We start from the raw sequence: 15,387 nt of genomic DNA on the forward strand, positions 1-15,387 counted from the left end.
TGGTGGCTATTGTGTGCTGGTGACCACTTTTGCCGCTTCTGCTGTCCTTGCCCGCCGTCCCAGTGGCCTGCAGGCCGTCCTGCTGGACATGGACGGGACCCTGGTCGACACCGAGGACTTCTGGTGGGAGGCGGAGTCGGAGCTGCTGGCCGAGTACGGCCACACGCTCACCGCGGCGGACCGCGAGGTCGTCGTCGGCGGCCCGATGGGCCGGGTGGTGGACTACCTGCTGGCGGTGAGCGGCGCACCGCTGACGGCCGACCGGCTCGGCGAGATGATCAACGATCGTTTCGTCGAGCTGGTCGGCCGCGGCGTGCCGCTGCGGCCCGGCGCGCGGGAACTGCTGGACGAGCTGGCCGCCGAGGGCATCCCGGCGGCGCTGGTGTCCGCGTCGCACCGGCGGATCATCGACCTGGTGCTGAAGACCCTGGGCCCCGAGCGGTTCGCCTTCACGGTGGCCGGGGACGAGGTCGAGCGCACCAAGCCGTTCCCGGACCCCTATCTGCTGGCCGCCGCGCGGCTGGGCGCCGACCCGGCGCGCTGCGTGGTGGTCGAGGACGCCCCCACCGGGATCCGGGCGGGCGAGGCGGCGGGCTGCCGGGTGGTCGCGGTGCCCTCGGTGACCCCGATCGAGGAGGCTCCGGGGCGGACCGTACTGGCCTCGCTGGAGGAGCTGGACGTCGCTCTGCTGCGGAGCCTGGTCCCGGAACTTGACGGGCAGTCAAGGTAACTAGCTGCTAACGCCAAATCGGACATCTGTGGAGAAGTCCAGGCAATAAATCGACGTGTCCTGGAACCCAGGGTTAGGGCACCGTGCGAGCCGGTGCGGTCGTATGGCACGCTACAGACGATCGAACACCGCGAGACCCGTGCGACACCCCGAGCGGTGGTGTCCCGCTCTGGCGCGCGGACCCCTCACGCCACGCTGCTGCAGCCTGCGGTCGACCTCGTCATGGGGCAGTGGCGCGGTCGTACGACCTCCGGCTCGGCGTCCACAGCGTCGGCCAGGACACGAAGGAAGTCATGTCAGCAGCGAAACGATTTGCGGCGATCGGCTGTGTCGGCCTCCTGACGGCCACCGCCGCCTGCGGCTCCACCTCCTCGTCGAGCAAGGGCGGAGTCAACTCCACCATCACCCTGGGCACGGTCAGCTCCTACACCAGCCTCGACCCGGCCGGCGCCTACGACGCCGGTTCCTGGACGGTGTTCTACAACGTCTACCAGGGCCTGATGACCTATCTGCCGGGGGCCAACACGCCGTCCCCCGACGCCGCGAAGAGCTGCAAGTTCTCGGACTCCTCGTACACGACCTACACCTGCACGCTGCTGCCGGACCTGAAGTTCTCCAACGGGGACCCGCTGGACGCGGCCGCGGTGAAGTTCTCCATCGACCGGGTGCTCAAGATCGGCCAGTTGAAGGGCGACAACGGCTCCGGGGTGAGCGTGCTGCTCGACACCCTCGGCTCGGTGGACACCACCGGCACCGACACCGTCACCTTCCACCTGAAGACCGCCGACGCGACCTTCCCCGACCGCCTGGCCTCGGGCGTGGGCGAGATCGTGGACCCGAAGGTCTACTCCGGGACCAAGCTGCTGGACGGCACCGGCATAGTCGGCTCCGGCATCTACACCATCGCCTCGGTGCAGACCAAGACGGGCAGCGACGGCAAGCCCGTGCCGGCCTCGGTCAAGCTGGTGCTCAACCCGAACTACAAGGGCGCCTACAGCGCCACCAAGAAGCTCAACGCCGGTGCGACGCTGAACTTCTACGACAGCCCGGCCCAGGTGAAGAGCGCCCTCGAGGACGGCTCCATCGACCTCAACGCGGGCAGCGACCTCGCTCCGGCGGACATCGTCGCGCTGCAGGGCGCGCAGCAGCTCGGCAAGGGCATCCAGGTGGTCCAGGGCACCGGCTCCAGCACCCGGATGATGGTGCTCAACGTCGGCATGGCCCCGTTCAACAACCAGGCCGTGCGCCAGGCCGTCGGCAAGCTCATCGACCGCCAGGCCATCGCGGACAAGGTCTACCAGAGCACGGTCACCCCGCTGTACTCGGTCATCCCGCAGGGCATCGGCGACCAGACCCGTCCGTTCGAGCAGGCCCCGTACGGCACCGACCCGCTCAAGGCCGACCAGGTCAAGTCCTCGCTGTCCGGCGTGAAGCTGCCGATCGACTTCACCCTGACCTACGCCGCCAACTCCGCGGCCGGTCCGGCCGAGGCCGCGCAGATCAAGAGCAACCTCGAGGCCAGCGGGATCTTCAAGGTCACCCTGAAGTCCGTGCCCAGCCTGGGCACCCTGATCCCGCTGTGGTCGAGCGGCAAGCTGGTCGCGTCGCTGACCGGCTGGCAGGCGGACTACCCGGACCCGGACGACTTCGTCTCGCCGTTCGTCGGCAAGGACAACACCTTCGGCAACAACTACGCGCCGTCGACGATCATGAACGACCTGCACCCGCTCAGCCTCAAGGAGGCCAACCGGGCGGACCAGACCACCGCGAACACCTTCCAGGAGATCCAGAAGCAGTTCGCCGAGGATGCCGCGTACATCCCGCTGTGGCAGGACAACCAGTACATCGCCACCCAGGCCAACATCACCGGGGTGCCGCTCACCTTGGACATCGCCTCGATCATGCGTTTCTGGATGATCGGCAAGAGCTGACCGAATCCGCGACAGCAACGGCCCCGGGGCCCGGTCGGAACCACTCCGACCGGGCCCCGGGGCCGTTCTCCGCCAGGACGGCTGTCAGCCGTTGCCGGGGCGGACCAGACCGCTCTCGTAGGCGAACACCGCGGCCTGGACCCGGTCCCGCAGCCCCAGCTTGGTCAGCACATGGCCGACATGGGTCTTCACCGTGGTCTCGCTGACGAACAGCTCCCCGGCCACCTCGGCGTTGGACAGGCCGCGGGCCACCAGCTTCAGCACCTCGACCTCGCGCTCGGTCAGCGTCGCCAGCGACTGCGGCGGCGCCTCGTCGCCGGAGGGCAGCCGGCCCGCGTACATGTCCAGCAGCCGCCGGGTCACGCTCGGGGCCAGCATCGCGGCGCCGTCGGCGACCACCCGGATCGCCTGCACCAGCTCCTCGGCAGGGACGTCCTTGAGCAGGAAGCCGCTGGCCCCCGCGCGCAGCGCCTCCACCACGTACTCGTCCAGGTCGAAGGTGGTCAGCACCAGCACCTTGGCCGGGCCGTCGCGGCCGGGGCCGGCGATCCGCCGGGTCGCCTCCACCCCGTCCATCCGCGGCATCCGGATGTCCATCAGCACCACGTCCGGCTGCAGCGCCCGCACCTGGTCCAGCGCCTGCTGACCGTCACCGGCCTCGCCGACCACCGCGATGTCGGCCTCGGCCTCCAGGATCATCCGGAACCCGGTACGCAGCAGCGGCTGGTCGTCGACCAGCAGCACTCGGATCGCCACAACTCGCTCCACTCATCGGTTCCAGCCGTCAGGAATGCGGCACTGGGGTCGTCACGGCCGGGCGTTCGGTACTCGCAACATCCAGTACTGGCAAAGGGTACGGCGGGGGAGTGCCGCCGAACGCCGGGCACAGCGACTGGAAGGAGCACCAGTCGCAGAGCCGGTTCCGGTTGGCGGGCCACTCGCCGGTCTCCAGCGCCCGCTGGATGGCCTGCCACAGCGCCAGCAGCTTGCGCTCCACGGCCCGCAGGTCGGCCGGGTCCGGGTCGTAGGTCACCACCTGGCCGCCGCCGCCCAGGTAGACCAGCTGCAGCCGGCGCGGCACCACCCCGCGCAGCCGCCACAGCACCAGGGCGTAGAACTTCATCTGGAACATGGCCTTGCCCTCGAAGTCGCGGGAGGGGGCCCGGCCGGTCTTGTAGTCCACCACCCGGACCTCGCCGGTCGGCGCGACGTCCACCCGGTCGATGTAGCCGCGCAGCCGCAGCCCGGACTCCAGCTGGGTCTCCACGTAGAGCTCGCGCTCGGCCGGCTCCAGCCGGGTCGGGTCCTCCAGCCGGAACCAGCCGTCCACCAGCTTCTCGGCGTCGGCCAGCCAGCCGGCCAGCTCACTGCCGTCCGCGTCGTCGGGGAAGAGGGTGCCGAGCTCCGGGCGCTTCTCCAGCAGCCGCTCCCACTCGGGCCGCAGCAGCGCCCTGGCGGCCTCCGGGGTGCGCTGCGCGGCCGGGGCGTCGAACAGCCGCTCCAGCACGGCGTGCACCACCGTGCCCCGGGTCGCCGCGGCGCTCGGCGGCTCGGGGACCTTGTCGATCACGCGCAGGCGGTACAGCAGCGGGCAGGTCATGAAGTCCCCCGCCCGCGAGGGCGAGAGGGCCACCGGTGCCACGACGGGGCGGGCGGGGGGTTCGGAGTCGGGCGGGTGCATGTCCGAACCCTATGCGCAGGGACTGACAGCGACGTGACACTGGGTAGAGGTAGAGGTGGGACCGCATGCCGCGCGCGGTTCCGGCGGGTCGACCGCGTAGCGTGGCACAAGCCTCCGCGAGGGCGGACGGATGCTCGACCACGAGGGGGCCGACGTGAGTGACGCCAAGGGCGACCGCCCCAGGGGCGGCCTGCTGATGGGCCGGCCCTTCGGCGTGCCGGTCTACGTGACCCCCACCTGGTTCCTCATCGCCGCCCTGATCACCTGGATCTTCGGCGGACAGATCGACCTGGTGCTGCCGGGCCTGGGCCGGGCCCGCTACCTGGTCGCCCTGTTCTTCGCGGTCGCCTTCTACGCCTCGGTGCTGATCCACGAGCTCGCCCACACCGTGGTCGCGCTGCGGCTGGGGCTGCCGGTGCGCCGGATCCAGCTGCAGTTCTTCGGCGGGGTGTCCGAGATCGAGAAGGAGGCCGAGACCGCCGGACGCGAGTTCTGGCTGGCTTTCGCCGGCCCCCTGCTCTCCCTGGTGCTCGGCGGGGTGTTCCTGCTGGGCCTGCAGGCGGTGCGCACCGACACCGTCCCCGGGGTGCTGCTGGCCGCGCTGATGCTGAGCAACTTCGTGGTGGCCGTCTTCAACCTGCTGCCGGGACTGCCGCTGGACGGCGGCCGGATACTGCGGGCGGCGGTCTGGCGGCTCACCGGCAACCCGATGACCGGGACCGTCGCCGCCGCCTGGGCCGGCCGGGCGCTCGCCGTGCTGGTACTGGTCGGCATGCCAGCCTGGGCCTCCCGCACCGGCGCCTCCGAGAGCACCGCCTCGGTGCTGACCGACGCGGTGCTGGGCGCGGTCCTGGCCGCCATCATCTGGAACGGCGCGGGCAGCAGCGTCCGGGTCGCCCGGCTCCGCGAGCACCTGCCCGAGCTGCGCGCCCGCAGCCTGGCCAGGCCGGCCGTGGCGGTCGCCGCGGACACCCCGCTCGCCGAGGCGCTGCGGCAGCTGGAGCTGGTCGGCGCCCGCGGCCTGGTGATCGTCGACGGGGCCGGCGAACCGGTCGCCCTGGTCCGGGAGAACGCCGTCCGCGGCATCCCGGAGCACCGCCGCCCCTGGACCGCGGCGGGTGCCCTGGCCCGCGCGCTGGAACCGGGCCTGCGGATCCCCGCCGACCTGGTCGGCGAGGAACTGCTGGACCGACTGAGGGCCGACCCGGCCCCGGAGTACCTGGTCGTCGAGGCCGACGGCTCCATGCTGGGCGTGCTGGCCGCGGTCGACGTCGAGCAGGCGTTCGCCCTGGCGATGGCGGGCCGCTCACCGGTCCCCGAACCCTCGAACGCCTGAGCCCTTCGGATGGTCGGCGGCCCCTGTCGGCTCCTCTAGACTGGTCCGCATGTCAGAACCGACCGGCGCCGCCCGCCGCCGCGGGCCCTTCCAGGTCGGGGACCAGGTCCAGCTCACCGACCCCAAGGGACGCCTCCACACCATCACGCTCGAATCCGGCAAGGCGTTCCACACCCACAAGGGCGCCTTCCCGCACGACGAGCTGATCGGAGCCCCCGAGGGCTCCGTGGTGCGCACCACCGGGAACACCCAGTACCTCGCGCTGCGCCCCCTGCTCTCCGACTACGTCCTCTCCATGCCGCGCGGCGCCGCGGTGGTCTACCCCAAGGACGCGGGGCAGATCGTCACCATGGCCGACATCTTCCCCGGCGCCCGCGTCGTGGAGGCCGGCGTCGGCTCCGGCGCGCTCAGCTGCTCGCTGCTGCGCGCGGTGGGCGACAGCGGCTCGCTCTCCTCCTACGAGCGCCGCGACGACTTCGCCGAGATCGCCAGGGGCAACGTCGAACGCTACTTCGGCGGCCCGCACCCGGCCTGGAAGCTCACCCTCGGCGACCTCCAGGACAACCTGGTGGAGACCGAGGTGGACCGCATGGTCCTGGACATGCTCGCCCCCTGGGAGTGCCTGGACGTGGCCGCCAAGGCCCTCGTGCCGGGCGGCGTGATCTGCTGCTACGTGGCCACCACCACGCAGCTGTCGCGCACCGTGGAGGCGCTGCGGGAGCACGGCAACTTCACCGAGCCGCAGTCCTGGGAGTCCATGGTCCGCAACTGGCACGTGGAGGGGTTGGCCGTCCGGCCGGACCACCGCATGATCGGCCACACCGGCTTCCTGCTGACCTCCCGCCGTCTCGCCGACGGCGTCGAGCCCCCGCTGCGACGCCGCCGCCCCGCGAAGGGCGCCTACGGCGAGGTCGAGGCGCCGGTGGCCCCCAAGACGGGCCGCTTCCTCAAAATGGCCGAAGAATCAGCCGACGAGGCAGACGAGTAACCACCGCAGACCTCAGGGGCGCGGGGCTCTGCTGATTGAAAAGCGTGCGCTGCCAACCATGCACCTCCTGCACGGCTGGTCGCGCGCGCAGTCAATCAAGCAGAGCCCCGCGCCCCTGAGGTCGTGCATGGACCCGGTGCGATCGGAAGATCCACGTTGTGGGAGCATTCGCGCGTGGCTGAACACACTCGTTCCACAGCGATCCACTGGGTCGCCACCGCCGCAGCCCTCGGCGGAGTCGTCGCTGCCGCCGTCGCGGTGACCCCTGCCGATGCCGGTACGGTCACCGCGGACGGCCCGCACAGCGTCCCCGCCGCGCAGGCGCCGAACCCCGCAGGGATCGCGCTGCCACTGGACTGTGACGGTCTGCCAGACCGCATCACCCAGCGCTTCAGCGCTGACACCACCGGCCACGGGACCGTCGTCACCGTCGTGGCCGCCCGCTGCGCCGCGCCGAACGGCACCCCGCCCGACGGCCTCTACGTCCTCGGCTTCGGGCCGGACGGCCGCCCCCGGATCACCGCCACGCTGATCAGACCCACCCAGAACCTCACCGTCCGCAGCGCCGGCATCCGCGCCGACGGCAGCATCCACGCCACCGTCGACGGCTACTCCTCCGAGGACGTCCCCCGCTGCTGCGCCGACCTGCACGACACCGACACCTGGACGCTCCGCGACGGCGGCTACGTCCTCACCGCCAGCACCCCGCTCGCCCAGACGTGATCTAGCTCACACGGCGTCAGGCCCGTACACCTCGACCAGGTCCCGGGTGCGGCGCACGTGGATGCAGTCGCCAGGGCACTCCTTGGCCGAATCCACCACGTCCTGAAGCAGCGTCAGCGGCACCGGCACGGTCGCCCCCGGCGCGTCCTGCAGCTCCTGGTCCTCGCCCTTGACGTAGGCCAGCCCGTCGATGTCGAGCTCGAAGACCTCAGGCGCATACTGCACACAGATACCGTCCCCGGTGCAGAGATCCTGGTCGATCCACACCTCAAGTGGCTCGTCCTGCGAGGACATACCGCCCGCCGTTCCTGGTCGCGGGGCCGTGGTCCCGCGGCCCGTTATTCCCGCCATCGGTACAGAGCTGGACCCCTGACCGGTCAACGCGATCGAACTTGACCCGCTCGACAATACAACTGGTCGCTTCCGGGCGTCGCCGAGTGGGTATCCCACTAGCGAGGGGACGTGCGCAAGGGTGAAGATCAGACACACCCCTTCCGAGTTTCTGATCTAGGGGTTGTAACGCATCCCGGCCCGGGTAGGGTCGGGACACGTTCAGCTCCCCCGGAGGAGGTGAGGACCGTGGCAGCCCACGACGATGACTACACCCGCGGCGGCAGGCCCGCACGGGGTTCTGAGGAAGCCCTCAGTCAGGTTTCCTTTCTCGAGCAGGAGATCGCTGTCCTGCGCCGCAAGATCGCAGAATCGCCGCGCCACACGAGGATCCTCGAAGAGCGTGTCGTCGAACTGCAGACCAACCTGGCCGGAGTCACCGCTCAGAACGAGCGGCTCGCCTCCACCCTGAGGGAGGCCCGCGACCAGATCGTGGCCCTCAAGGAGGAGGTGGACCGGCTCGCCCAGCCGCCGGCCGGCTTCGGCACCTTCCTGTCCGCCAACGAGGACGGGACCGCCGACATCTTCACCGGCGGCCGCAAGCTGCGGGTGAACGTCAGCCCCAGCCTGCCCCTGGACGAGCTCACGCGCGGCCAGGAGGTGATGCTCAACGAGGCGCTCAACATCGTCGACGCGATGGAGTTCGAGAGCATCGGCGACATCGTCACCCTCAAGGAGGTCCTCGAGGACGGCGAGCGCGCCCTGGTCACCGGGCACACCGACGAGGAGCGGGTGGTCCGGCTCGCCGAACCGCTGCGCGACGTCAAGCTCAGGCCCGGCGACGCCCTGCTGCTCGAACCGCGCTCCGGCTACGTCTACGAGATCGTGCCCAAGAGCGAGGTCGAGGACCTGGTCCTCGAAGAGGTCCCGGACATCGACTACAAGCAGATCGGCGGCCTCGGCCAGCAGATCGAGATGATCCGCGACGCCGTCGAGCTCCCGTACCTGCACGCCGAGCTCTTCAAGGAGTACGAGCTGCGCCCGCCCAAGGGCGTCCTGCTCTACGGCCCGCCCGGCTGCGGAAAGACCCTGATCGCCAAGGCGGTGGCCAACTCCCTGGCCAAGAAGGTGGCCGAGGTCACCGGACAGCCCCAGGGGAAGAGCTACTTCCTCAACATCAAGGGCCCCGAGCTGCTCAACAAGTACGTCGGCGAGACCGAGCGGCAGATCCGCCTGGTCTTCCAGCGGGCCCGGGAGAAGGCCAGCGAGGGCACCCCGGTCATCGTCTTCTTCGACGAGATGGAGTCGCTGTTCCGCACCCGCGGATCCGGTGTCAGCTCGGACGTGGAGAACACCATCGTCCCGCAGCTGCTCGCCGAGATCGACGGCGTGGAGGGGCTGGAGAACGTCATCGTCATCGGGGCGTCCAACCGCGAGGACATGATCGACCCGGCGATCCTGCGGCCCGGACGGCTCGACGTCAAGATCAAGATCGAGCGCCCGGACGCCGAGGCGGCCAAGGACATCTTCAGCAAGTACCTGAGGAGCTCCCTGCCGCTGCACCCGGACGACGTCAAGGAGCACGGCTCCTCGGTGGACGCCACCGTCGACGCCATGATCCAGGCCGTCGTCGAGCGGATGTACACCGAGACCGAGGAGAACCGCTTCCTGGAGGTCACCTACGCCAACGGTGACAAGGAGGTCCTGTACTTCAAGGACTTCAACTCCGGCGCGATGATCCAGAACATCGTCGACCGGTCGAAGAAGATGGCCATCAAGGACTTCCTCGACCACGGACAGCGCGGTCTGCGCGTCTCCCACCTGCTCGCCGCCTGCGTGGACGAGTTCAAGGAGAACGAGGACCTGCCGAACACCACCAACCCGGACGACTGGGCCCGCATCTCCGGCAAGAAGGGCGAGCGGATCGTGTTCATCCGCACCCTGGTCACCGGGAAGCAGGGCGCCGACTCCGGCCGCTCCATCGACACTGTCGCCAACACCGGGCAGTACCTGTAGGACGAAGGCCGCCTCCGTCCGGCTGCGGGTGAGTATCTCCACCCGTAGCCGGACGGTTCGCGTCCGGACCCTGTTTGAACAACCTCGGTGAGTGATCTCCCGGTTGTCAGTGAGCAGTTCTAGGCTCGGGTTACCGAACCGGGCCGACCGCAGGCGGTGAGTCGTCAGCGGCAGTTCGAAGGAGGGCCGCATGACTGTACGGCGCGTAATGGGAATCGAGACGGAGTACGGGATCTCCGTCCCGGGGCACCCCAACGCCAATGCCATGCTCACCTCGTCGCAGGTGGTCAACGCCTACGCTGCGGCGATGCACCGGGCCCGGCGGGCGCGGTGGGACTTCGAGGAGGAGAACCCGCTGCGCGACGCGCGCGGGTTCGACCTGGCCCGGGACAACGCCGACGCCAGCCAGCTGACCGACGAGGACATCGGCCTGGCCAACATCATCCTCACCAACGGCGCCCGCTTCTACGTGGACCATGCGCACCCCGAGTACAGCTCGCCCGAGGTCACCAACCCGCGCGACGCGGTGCTCTGGGACAAGGCCGGCGAGCGGATCATGGAGGAGGCCGCCAACCGCGCCCTCGCGGTCCCCGGCGCCCACCCGATCCACCTGTACAAGAACAACACCGACAACAAGGGCGCCTCCTACGGCACCCACGAGAACTACCTGATGAAGCGGTCGACCCCGTTCGCCGACATCGTCAGGCACCTCACCCCCTTCTTCGTCTCCCGACAGGTGGTCACCGGCGCGGGCCGGGTCGGCATCAACCAGGACGGCTCGGCCGACGGCTTCCAGATCAGCCAGCGCGCCGACTACTTCGAGGTCGAGGTCGGCCTGGAGACCACGCTCAAACGGCCCATCATCAACACCCGCGACGAGCCGCACGCGGACGCCGAGAAGTACCGCAGGCTGCACGTCATCATCGGCGACGCCAACCTCTCCGAGATCTCCACCTACCTCAAGCTGGGCACCACCGCGCTGGTGCTGTCGATGATCGAGGACGGCTTCATCGGGGTCGACCTGGTGGTCGACCAGCCGGTGCGGACCCTGCACCGGGTCTCCCACGACCCCGACCTCGGCTACCTGCTCTCGCTGCGCAGCGGGCGGAAACTGACGGCGGTACAGCTCCAGATGGAGTACTGCGAGCTGGCCCGCAAGTACGTCGAGGACCGCTTCGGCGCCGACGCGGACGAACAGACCCGGGACATCCTGGACCGCTGGGAGGACGTGCTGGGCCGGCTGGAGCGGGACCCGATGAGCCTGTCCCGGCAGCTGGACTGGATCGCCAAGCGGGAGATCCTGGAGGGCTACCGCCAGCGGGACGGCCTGGACTGGGACAACCCGCGGCTGCACCTGGTGGACCTGCAGTACGCCGACGTGCGGGCCGAGAAGGGCCTCTACAACCGCCTGGTGGACCGCGGGCGGATGGAGCGGCTGCTGGCCGAGCCGGACGTGCTGCGGGCGGCCCACAAGCCGCCGGAGGACACCCGCGCCTACTTCCGCGGCCGCTGCCTGGAGCAGTACGCCGACCATGTGGCCGCCGCCTCCTGGGACTCCGTCATCTTCGACCTCCCGGGCCGTGACTCGCTCCAGCGGGTGCCCACCCTGGAGCCGCTGCGGGGGACCCGCAAGCACGTCAAGGCCCTGCTGGACCGCTGCCGCACGGCCGAGGAGCTGGTCCGGGTGCTCTCCGGGGGATGACCGCGGCGGACCGGATTGAACATCTGTCCGCTTCGGGCGTAACCGGAGGGTGACGGCGGGCTACGAAGGGTGAAGCACCGCGGTATGGGCATCATCGGGACAGCACCAGTCGTTGTAGTGACAGATCGAAAACACGCGGCGGTTGTCACCCCTCGTGTATAGGGTCTGACCAGCAGTACCGGACACGATCGAGCGGGGTGTGAGGGACATGGCGACCAAGGACACCGGCGGTGGGCAGCAGCGGGCGAACCGCTCCTCCGAGGAGGTCGAAGAGACCGAGGTCGAGGCCAACGAGGCCTCCGACCTCAAGGAGCGCAAGGCGAAGCTCGACGACGACGTGGACGCGGTACTCGACGACATCGACGAGATCCTCGAGTCCGACGCCGAGTCGTTCGTACGCTCGTATGTGCAAAAAGGCGGGCAGTGACCTCAAGGACCATGGAATCCAAGGTCTAGAGGGCGCACGCCCATCACGACCGTGCTTCTGTGCGATCTGTCTGACTCCGGGCCCGGAACATGTGGATCACGACCACAAAACGGGTAGGGTCCGAGCCATCCTCTGCTTCAACTGCAATGGCGGACTGGGGCAGTTCAAGGACCGGCCCGACCTGCTCCGCCGTGGGGCCGACTATCTGGAAGGGAACGTGTGGAAGCCAACACTCGTGGCACCGGGCGTCTACCGGCTGCCTTCTTGACGCCGGGTTCGTCGTCCTTCGTCGAATTCCTGGCGGACCATCAGCCCGAGCTGCTCCCGGGCCGCCGGACCCTGCCGGCCGGGCTGCAGCCGCTGGAGGCCCCGCACGGCACCACCATCGTGTCGGTCACCTTCGACGGCGGGGTGATCCTCGCCGGCGACCGCCGGGCCACCATGGGGAACCTGATCGCCCAGCGCGACATCGAGAAGGTCTTCCCCGCGGACGAGTACTCCGCCGTCGGCATCGCCGGCACGGCCGGCCTCGCCGTGGAGATGGTGCGCCTGTTCCAGCTGGAACTGGAGCACTACGAGAAGATCGAGGGCACCCAGCTCTCCCTGGAGGGCAAGGCCAACCGCCTCACCACCATGATCCGCGGCAACCTCGGGATGGCCATGCAGGGCCTGGCCGTGGTGCCTCTCTTCGCCGGCTACGACCTCGACCTCGGCCGGGGCCGGATCTTCAGCTACGACGTCACCGGCGGCCGCTCCGAGGAGGTCGGCTTCGCCGCGACCGGCTCGGGCTCGCTGTTCGCCAAGGGCTCGCTGAAGAAGCTCTACCGCGCCGACCTGACGGCCGAACAGGCCACCACCGCGGTCGTCCAGGCGCTCTACGACGCCGCCGACGACGACTCCGCCACCGGTGGCCCCGACCTGACCCGGGGCATCTTCCCGATCGTCGGCGTCATCACCGAGGACGGCTTCCGCCGCCTCCCCGACGACGAGGTCGGCGCGCTGGCGCGGAGCATCCTGGACCACCGGCTGGAGTTCCCCAACGGCCCGCAGGCCGGGCTGCTCTAGTCCCTCTATCTCCCTACACCACTCACATCGACTCCAGATAGGGGCGACAGCCGGTGTCGACGCCGTTCTACGTCTCACCCCAGCAGGCCATGGCCGACCGCGCCGAGTACGCCCGCAAGGGCATCGCCCGCGGCCGCAGCGTGGTCGTGCTCACCTACGCCGACGGCATCGTCTTCGTGGCGGAGAACACCTCCCGGGCGCTGCACAAGGTCTCCGAGATCTACGACCGCATCGCCTTCGCCGCGGTCGGCCGCTACAACGAGTTCGAGAACCTGCGGATCGGCGGCGTCCGCTACGCCGACCTCCGCGGGTACTCCTACGACCGGGCCGACGTCAACGCCCGCGGCCTGGCCAACGTCTACGCGCAGACCCTGGGCACCATCTTCTCCTCCACCGGCGAGAAGCCGTACGAGGTGGAGCTGATCGTCGCCGAGGTCGGCAAGAGCCCGCACGACGACCAGATCTACCGGCTCACCCCGGACGGCTCGGTCGTCGACGAGCAGCACACCGTCGCGGTCGGCGGAAACTCCGAATCCATCAGCACCTACCTGCAGCAGCGCCACGCCGAGGGGCTGACCCTCCCCGAGGCGCTGAAGCTCGCGGTCGAGAGCCTGGCCAGGGACCCGAACGGCGGCCAGGCCCGCACGCTGACCCAGGATCAGCTGGAGGTCGCGGTCCTGGACCGCAGCCGCTGGCAGCAGCGCAAGTTCAAGCGCCTGGTCGGCGGCCAGCTGGGCCGCCTGCTGGCGGGCGACGAGACCGCCGTCGGCGACGAGGACGACTCCCCAGCGGAACCGCCGGCGGAGGCTGCTGTCGAGGCACCGCCCGAGGAGACGCCGGAGACCCCGGCCGAGGACTGATCCCGTCTCGTTCGCGCCGGAGGGCAGGGCGACCGCGTGCCCTCCGGCTCCTTTCGGTTTCGGACTGTGTCCGAGCGTGCACATTCTGAGTGAGGTACGGCCCGGCAAAGGGGAGACACCATGGACCGCAGAATCTTCGGACTGGAGAACGAGTACGGGGTGACCTGCACCTTCCGTGGCCAGCGCAGGCTGTCCCCGGACGAGGTGGCCCGCTACCTGTTCCGCCGCGTGGTGTCCTGGGGCCGCAGCAGCAACGTCTTCCTGCGCAACGGGGCCCGGCTGTACCTGGACGTCGGCTCGCACCCGGAGTACGCCACGCCGGAGTGCGACGACGTCGCCGAGCTGGTGACCCACGACAAGGCGGGGGAGCGGATCCTCGAGGGCCTGCTGGTGGACGCCGAGCGGCGGCTGCACGAGGAGGGCATCGCCGGCGACGTCTACCTCTTCAAGAACAACACCGACTCGGCCGGGAACTCCTACGGCTGCCATGAGAACTACCTGGTCGGCCGGCACGGCGAGTTCTCCCGGCTGGCCGACATCCTGATCCCGTTCCTGGTGACCCGGCAGCTGATCTGCGGCGCCGGCAAGGTGCTGCAGACCCCGCGCGGCGCGGTCTACTGCGTCAGCCAGCGGGCCGAGCACATCTGGGAGGGCGTGAGCTCGGCGACCACCCGGTCCCGTCCGATCATCAACACCAGGGACGAGCCGCACGCCGATGCCGAGCGCTACCGCCGGCTGCACGTGATCGTCGGCGACTCCAACATGTCGGAGACCACCACCCTGCTGAAGGTGGGCGCGACCGACCTGGTGCTGAAGATGATCGAGGCCGGCACGGTGCTGCGGGACCTCACCCTGGAGAACCCGATCCGGGCCATTCGCGAGGTCAGCCACGACCTCACCGGCTCCCGGCAGGTCCGGCTGGCGAACGGCCGGGAGGCCAGCGCGCTGGACATCCAGGAGGAGTACTTCTCCAAGGCCAGCGCCTTCGCCGACGCCAAGGGCATCCGCACCGGCACCGTGGCCAGGGTGCTGGACCTGTGGGGCCGCACCCTGGAGGCGATCCGGGCCGAGGACTACTCCAAGGTGGACCGGGAGATCGACTGGGTGATGAAGTACCAGCTGATCGAGCGCTACCGGGCCAAGAACGGCATCAGCATGTCGCACCCGCGGGTGGCCCAGATCGACCTCGCCTACCACGACATCCACCGCCGCCGGGGCCTCTACTACCTGCTGCAGAACCGGGGCCAGGCCGAGCGGGTCACCGACGACCTGAAGATCTTCGAGGCCAAGTCCGTCCCCCCGCAGACCACCCGGGCCCGGCTGCGCGGTGACTTCATCCGCCGGGCCCAGGAGCAGCGCCGCGACTTCACCGTCGACTGGGTCCACCTCAAGCTCAACGACCAGGCGCAGCGCACGGTCCTGTGCAAGGACCCGTTCCGCTCCGTGGACGAACGGGTGGAGAAGCTGATCGCCGGTATGTGAGGCCCGTTCGTCGGCTCGCTCGTCAGCTCGTTTGTCATGGCCCCCGTGTCCGTATTGTGACGGCACGGGGGCCTGGTAGTTGTGGTGCGGGTAAGGAGAGGTCGTAGAGTGGCGCG

15 protein-coding genes are annotated in these 15,387 nt (G+C 69.7%); 12 read left to right on the plus strand and 3 right to left on the minus strand.

From position 1 onward, the window contains the following. Nucleotides 1–16: 16 nt before the first annotated feature. Entirely contained in the window at nt 17–730 is a 714-nt protein-coding gene (locus IF29_RS0128655) for an HAD family hydrolase (protein ID WP_030260876.1), read from the plus strand. Nucleotides 731–1,023: 293 nt separating this feature from the next. Further along, nucleotides 1,024–2,661: an ABC transporter substrate-binding protein gene (locus IF29_RS0128660; RefSeq protein ID WP_051726141.1), complete on the plus strand. Its 1,638-nt coding sequence runs from the start codon at nt 1,024–1,026 to the stop codon at nt 2,659–2,661. An 84-nt stretch (nt 2,662–2,745) separates the two neighbouring features. Here the strand turns inward: IF29_RS0128660 and IF29_RS0128665 are convergent, their stop codons facing one another. Then, nucleotides 2,746–3,417 (minus strand): response regulator, encoded by a 672-nt coding sequence (locus IF29_RS0128665; protein ID WP_030260881.1) that lies wholly within the window; start codon nt 3,415–3,417, stop codon nt 2,746–2,748. A gap of 28 nt (nt 3,418–3,445) precedes the next feature. Continuing rightward, nucleotides 3,446–4,342 carry a RecB family exonuclease gene (locus tag IF29_RS0128670; protein ID WP_030260884.1) on the minus strand — a complete coding sequence of 299 codons (897 nt, stop codon included), beginning with the start codon at nt 4,340–4,342 and terminating at the stop codon, nt 3,446–3,448. 130 nt (nt 4,343–4,472) lie between these two features. Here IF29_RS0128670 and IF29_RS0128675 point away from each other — a divergent pair, with 130 nt between their 5' ends. The 3 genes from IF29_RS0128675 to IF29_RS0128685 all read left to right on the plus strand — a co-directional run bounded on the left by IF29_RS0128675 (nt 4,473) and on the right by IF29_RS0128685 (nt 7,389). After that, on the plus strand, nt 4,473–5,678 hold the full coding sequence (locus IF29_RS0128675) for a site-2 protease family protein (protein ID WP_037597024.1): 1,206 nt from the start codon (nt 4,473–4,475) through the stop codon (nt 5,676–5,678). A gap of 49 nt (nt 5,679–5,727) precedes the next feature. After that, nucleotides 5,728–6,666, plus strand: a complete 939-nt coding sequence (locus tag IF29_RS0128680; protein WP_051726142.1) for a tRNA (adenine-N1)-methyltransferase — start codon at nt 5,728–5,730, stop codon at nt 6,664–6,666. 174 nt (nt 6,667–6,840) lie between these two features. Then, entirely contained in the window at nt 6,841–7,389 is a 549-nt protein-coding gene (locus tag IF29_RS0128685) for a hypothetical protein (protein WP_051726143.1), read from the plus strand. Nucleotides 7,390–7,395: 6 nt separating this feature from the next. On the opposite strand, the gene IF29_RS0128690 is transcribed toward IF29_RS0128685, so the two are convergent. Further along, nucleotides 7,396–7,683, minus strand: a complete 288-nt coding sequence (locus IF29_RS0128690) for a ferredoxin (RefSeq protein ID WP_030260895.1) — start codon at nt 7,681–7,683, stop codon at nt 7,396–7,398. A gap of 285 nt (nt 7,684–7,968) precedes the next feature. Here IF29_RS0128690 and arc point away from each other — a divergent pair, with 285 nt between their 5' ends. From arc to pafA, 7 genes are all read left to right on the plus strand, one after another. After that, nucleotides 7,969–9,735 carry a proteasome ATPase gene (gene arc / locus IF29_RS0128695; protein WP_030260897.1) on the plus strand — a complete coding sequence of 589 codons (1,767 nt, stop codon included), beginning with the start codon at nt 7,969–7,971 and terminating at the stop codon, nt 9,733–9,735. A gap of 190 nt (nt 9,736–9,925) precedes the next feature. Next, complete coding sequence (dop, locus tag IF29_RS0128700; RefSeq protein WP_030260899.1) at nt 9,926–11,437, plus strand: depupylase/deamidase Dop; 1,512 nt, start codon at nt 9,926–9,928, stop codon at nt 11,435–11,437. A 208-nt stretch (nt 11,438–11,645) separates the two neighbouring features. After that, entirely contained in the window at nt 11,646–11,864 is a 219-nt protein-coding gene (locus IF29_RS0128705) for a ubiquitin-like protein Pup (protein ID WP_030260902.1), read from the plus strand. After that, nucleotides 11,842–12,132: an endonuclease VII domain-containing protein gene (locus IF29_RS46320; protein WP_084715132.1), complete on the plus strand. Its 291-nt coding sequence runs from the start codon at nt 11,842–11,844 to the stop codon at nt 12,130–12,132. Before IF29_RS0128705 ends, IF29_RS46320 begins: the two co-directional genes overlap by 23 nt. Further along, a complete protein-coding gene (gene prcB, locus IF29_RS0128715) occupies nt 12,084–12,929 on the plus strand; it encodes a proteasome subunit beta (RefSeq protein WP_030260905.1) in 846 nt (281 codons plus the stop codon). The genes IF29_RS46320 and prcB overlap by 49 nt, the downstream gene beginning before the upstream one ends. Before the next feature lie 53 nt (nt 12,930–12,982). Then, nucleotides 12,983–13,789: a proteasome subunit alpha gene (prcA, locus tag IF29_RS0128720; protein WP_084715134.1), complete on the plus strand. Its 807-nt coding sequence runs from the start codon at nt 12,983–12,985 to the stop codon at nt 13,787–13,789. A gap of 120 nt (nt 13,790–13,909) precedes the next feature. Then, a complete protein-coding gene (gene pafA, locus IF29_RS0128725) occupies nt 13,910–15,271 on the plus strand; it encodes a Pup--protein ligase (protein ID WP_030260910.1) in 1,362 nt (453 codons plus the stop codon). The last annotated feature ends 116 nt before the right edge of the window (nt 15,272–15,387 follow it).

Origin of the sequence: Streptacidiphilus jeojiense, assembly GCF_000719095.1 — a bacterium.
Taxonomy (GTDB): domain Bacteria; phylum Actinomycetota; class Actinomycetes; order Streptomycetales; family Streptomycetaceae; genus Streptacidiphilus; species Streptacidiphilus jeojiensis.

Bases quoted from the DNA above. Each gene is read 5' to 3' on its own strand.
- IF29_RS0128660 (WP_051726141.1), top strand. From the start codon at position 1,024: ATGTCAGCAGCGAAACGATTTGCGGCGATCGGCTGTGTCGGCCTCCTG.
- IF29_RS0128670 (WP_030260884.1), bottom strand. From the start codon at position 4,342: ATGCACCCGCCCGACTCCGAACCCCCCGCCCGCCCCGTCGTGGCACCG.
- IF29_RS0128675 (WP_037597024.1), top strand. From the start codon at position 4,473: ATGCTCGACCACGAGGGGGCCGACGTGAGTGACGCCAAGGGCGACCGC.
- IF29_RS0128680 (WP_051726142.1), top strand. From the start codon at position 5,728: ATGTCAGAACCGACCGGCGCCGCCCGCCGCCGCGGGCCCTTCCAGGTC.
- IF29_RS0128690 (WP_030260895.1), bottom strand. From the start codon at position 7,683: ATGTCCTCGCAGGACGAGCCACTTGAGGTGTGGATCGACCAGGATCTC.
- dop (WP_030260899.1), top strand. From the start codon at position 9,926: ATGACTGTACGGCGCGTAATGGGAATCGAGACGGAGTACGGGATCTCC.
- IF29_RS0128705 (WP_030260902.1), top strand. From the start codon at position 11,646: ATGGCGACCAAGGACACCGGCGGTGGGCAGCAGCGGGCGAACCGCTCC.
- IF29_RS46320 (WP_084715132.1), top strand. From the start codon at position 11,842: ATGTGCAAAAAGGCGGGCAGTGACCTCAAGGACCATGGAATCCAAGGT.
- pafA (WP_030260910.1), top strand. From the start codon at position 13,910: ATGGACCGCAGAATCTTCGGACTGGAGAACGAGTACGGGGTGACCTGC.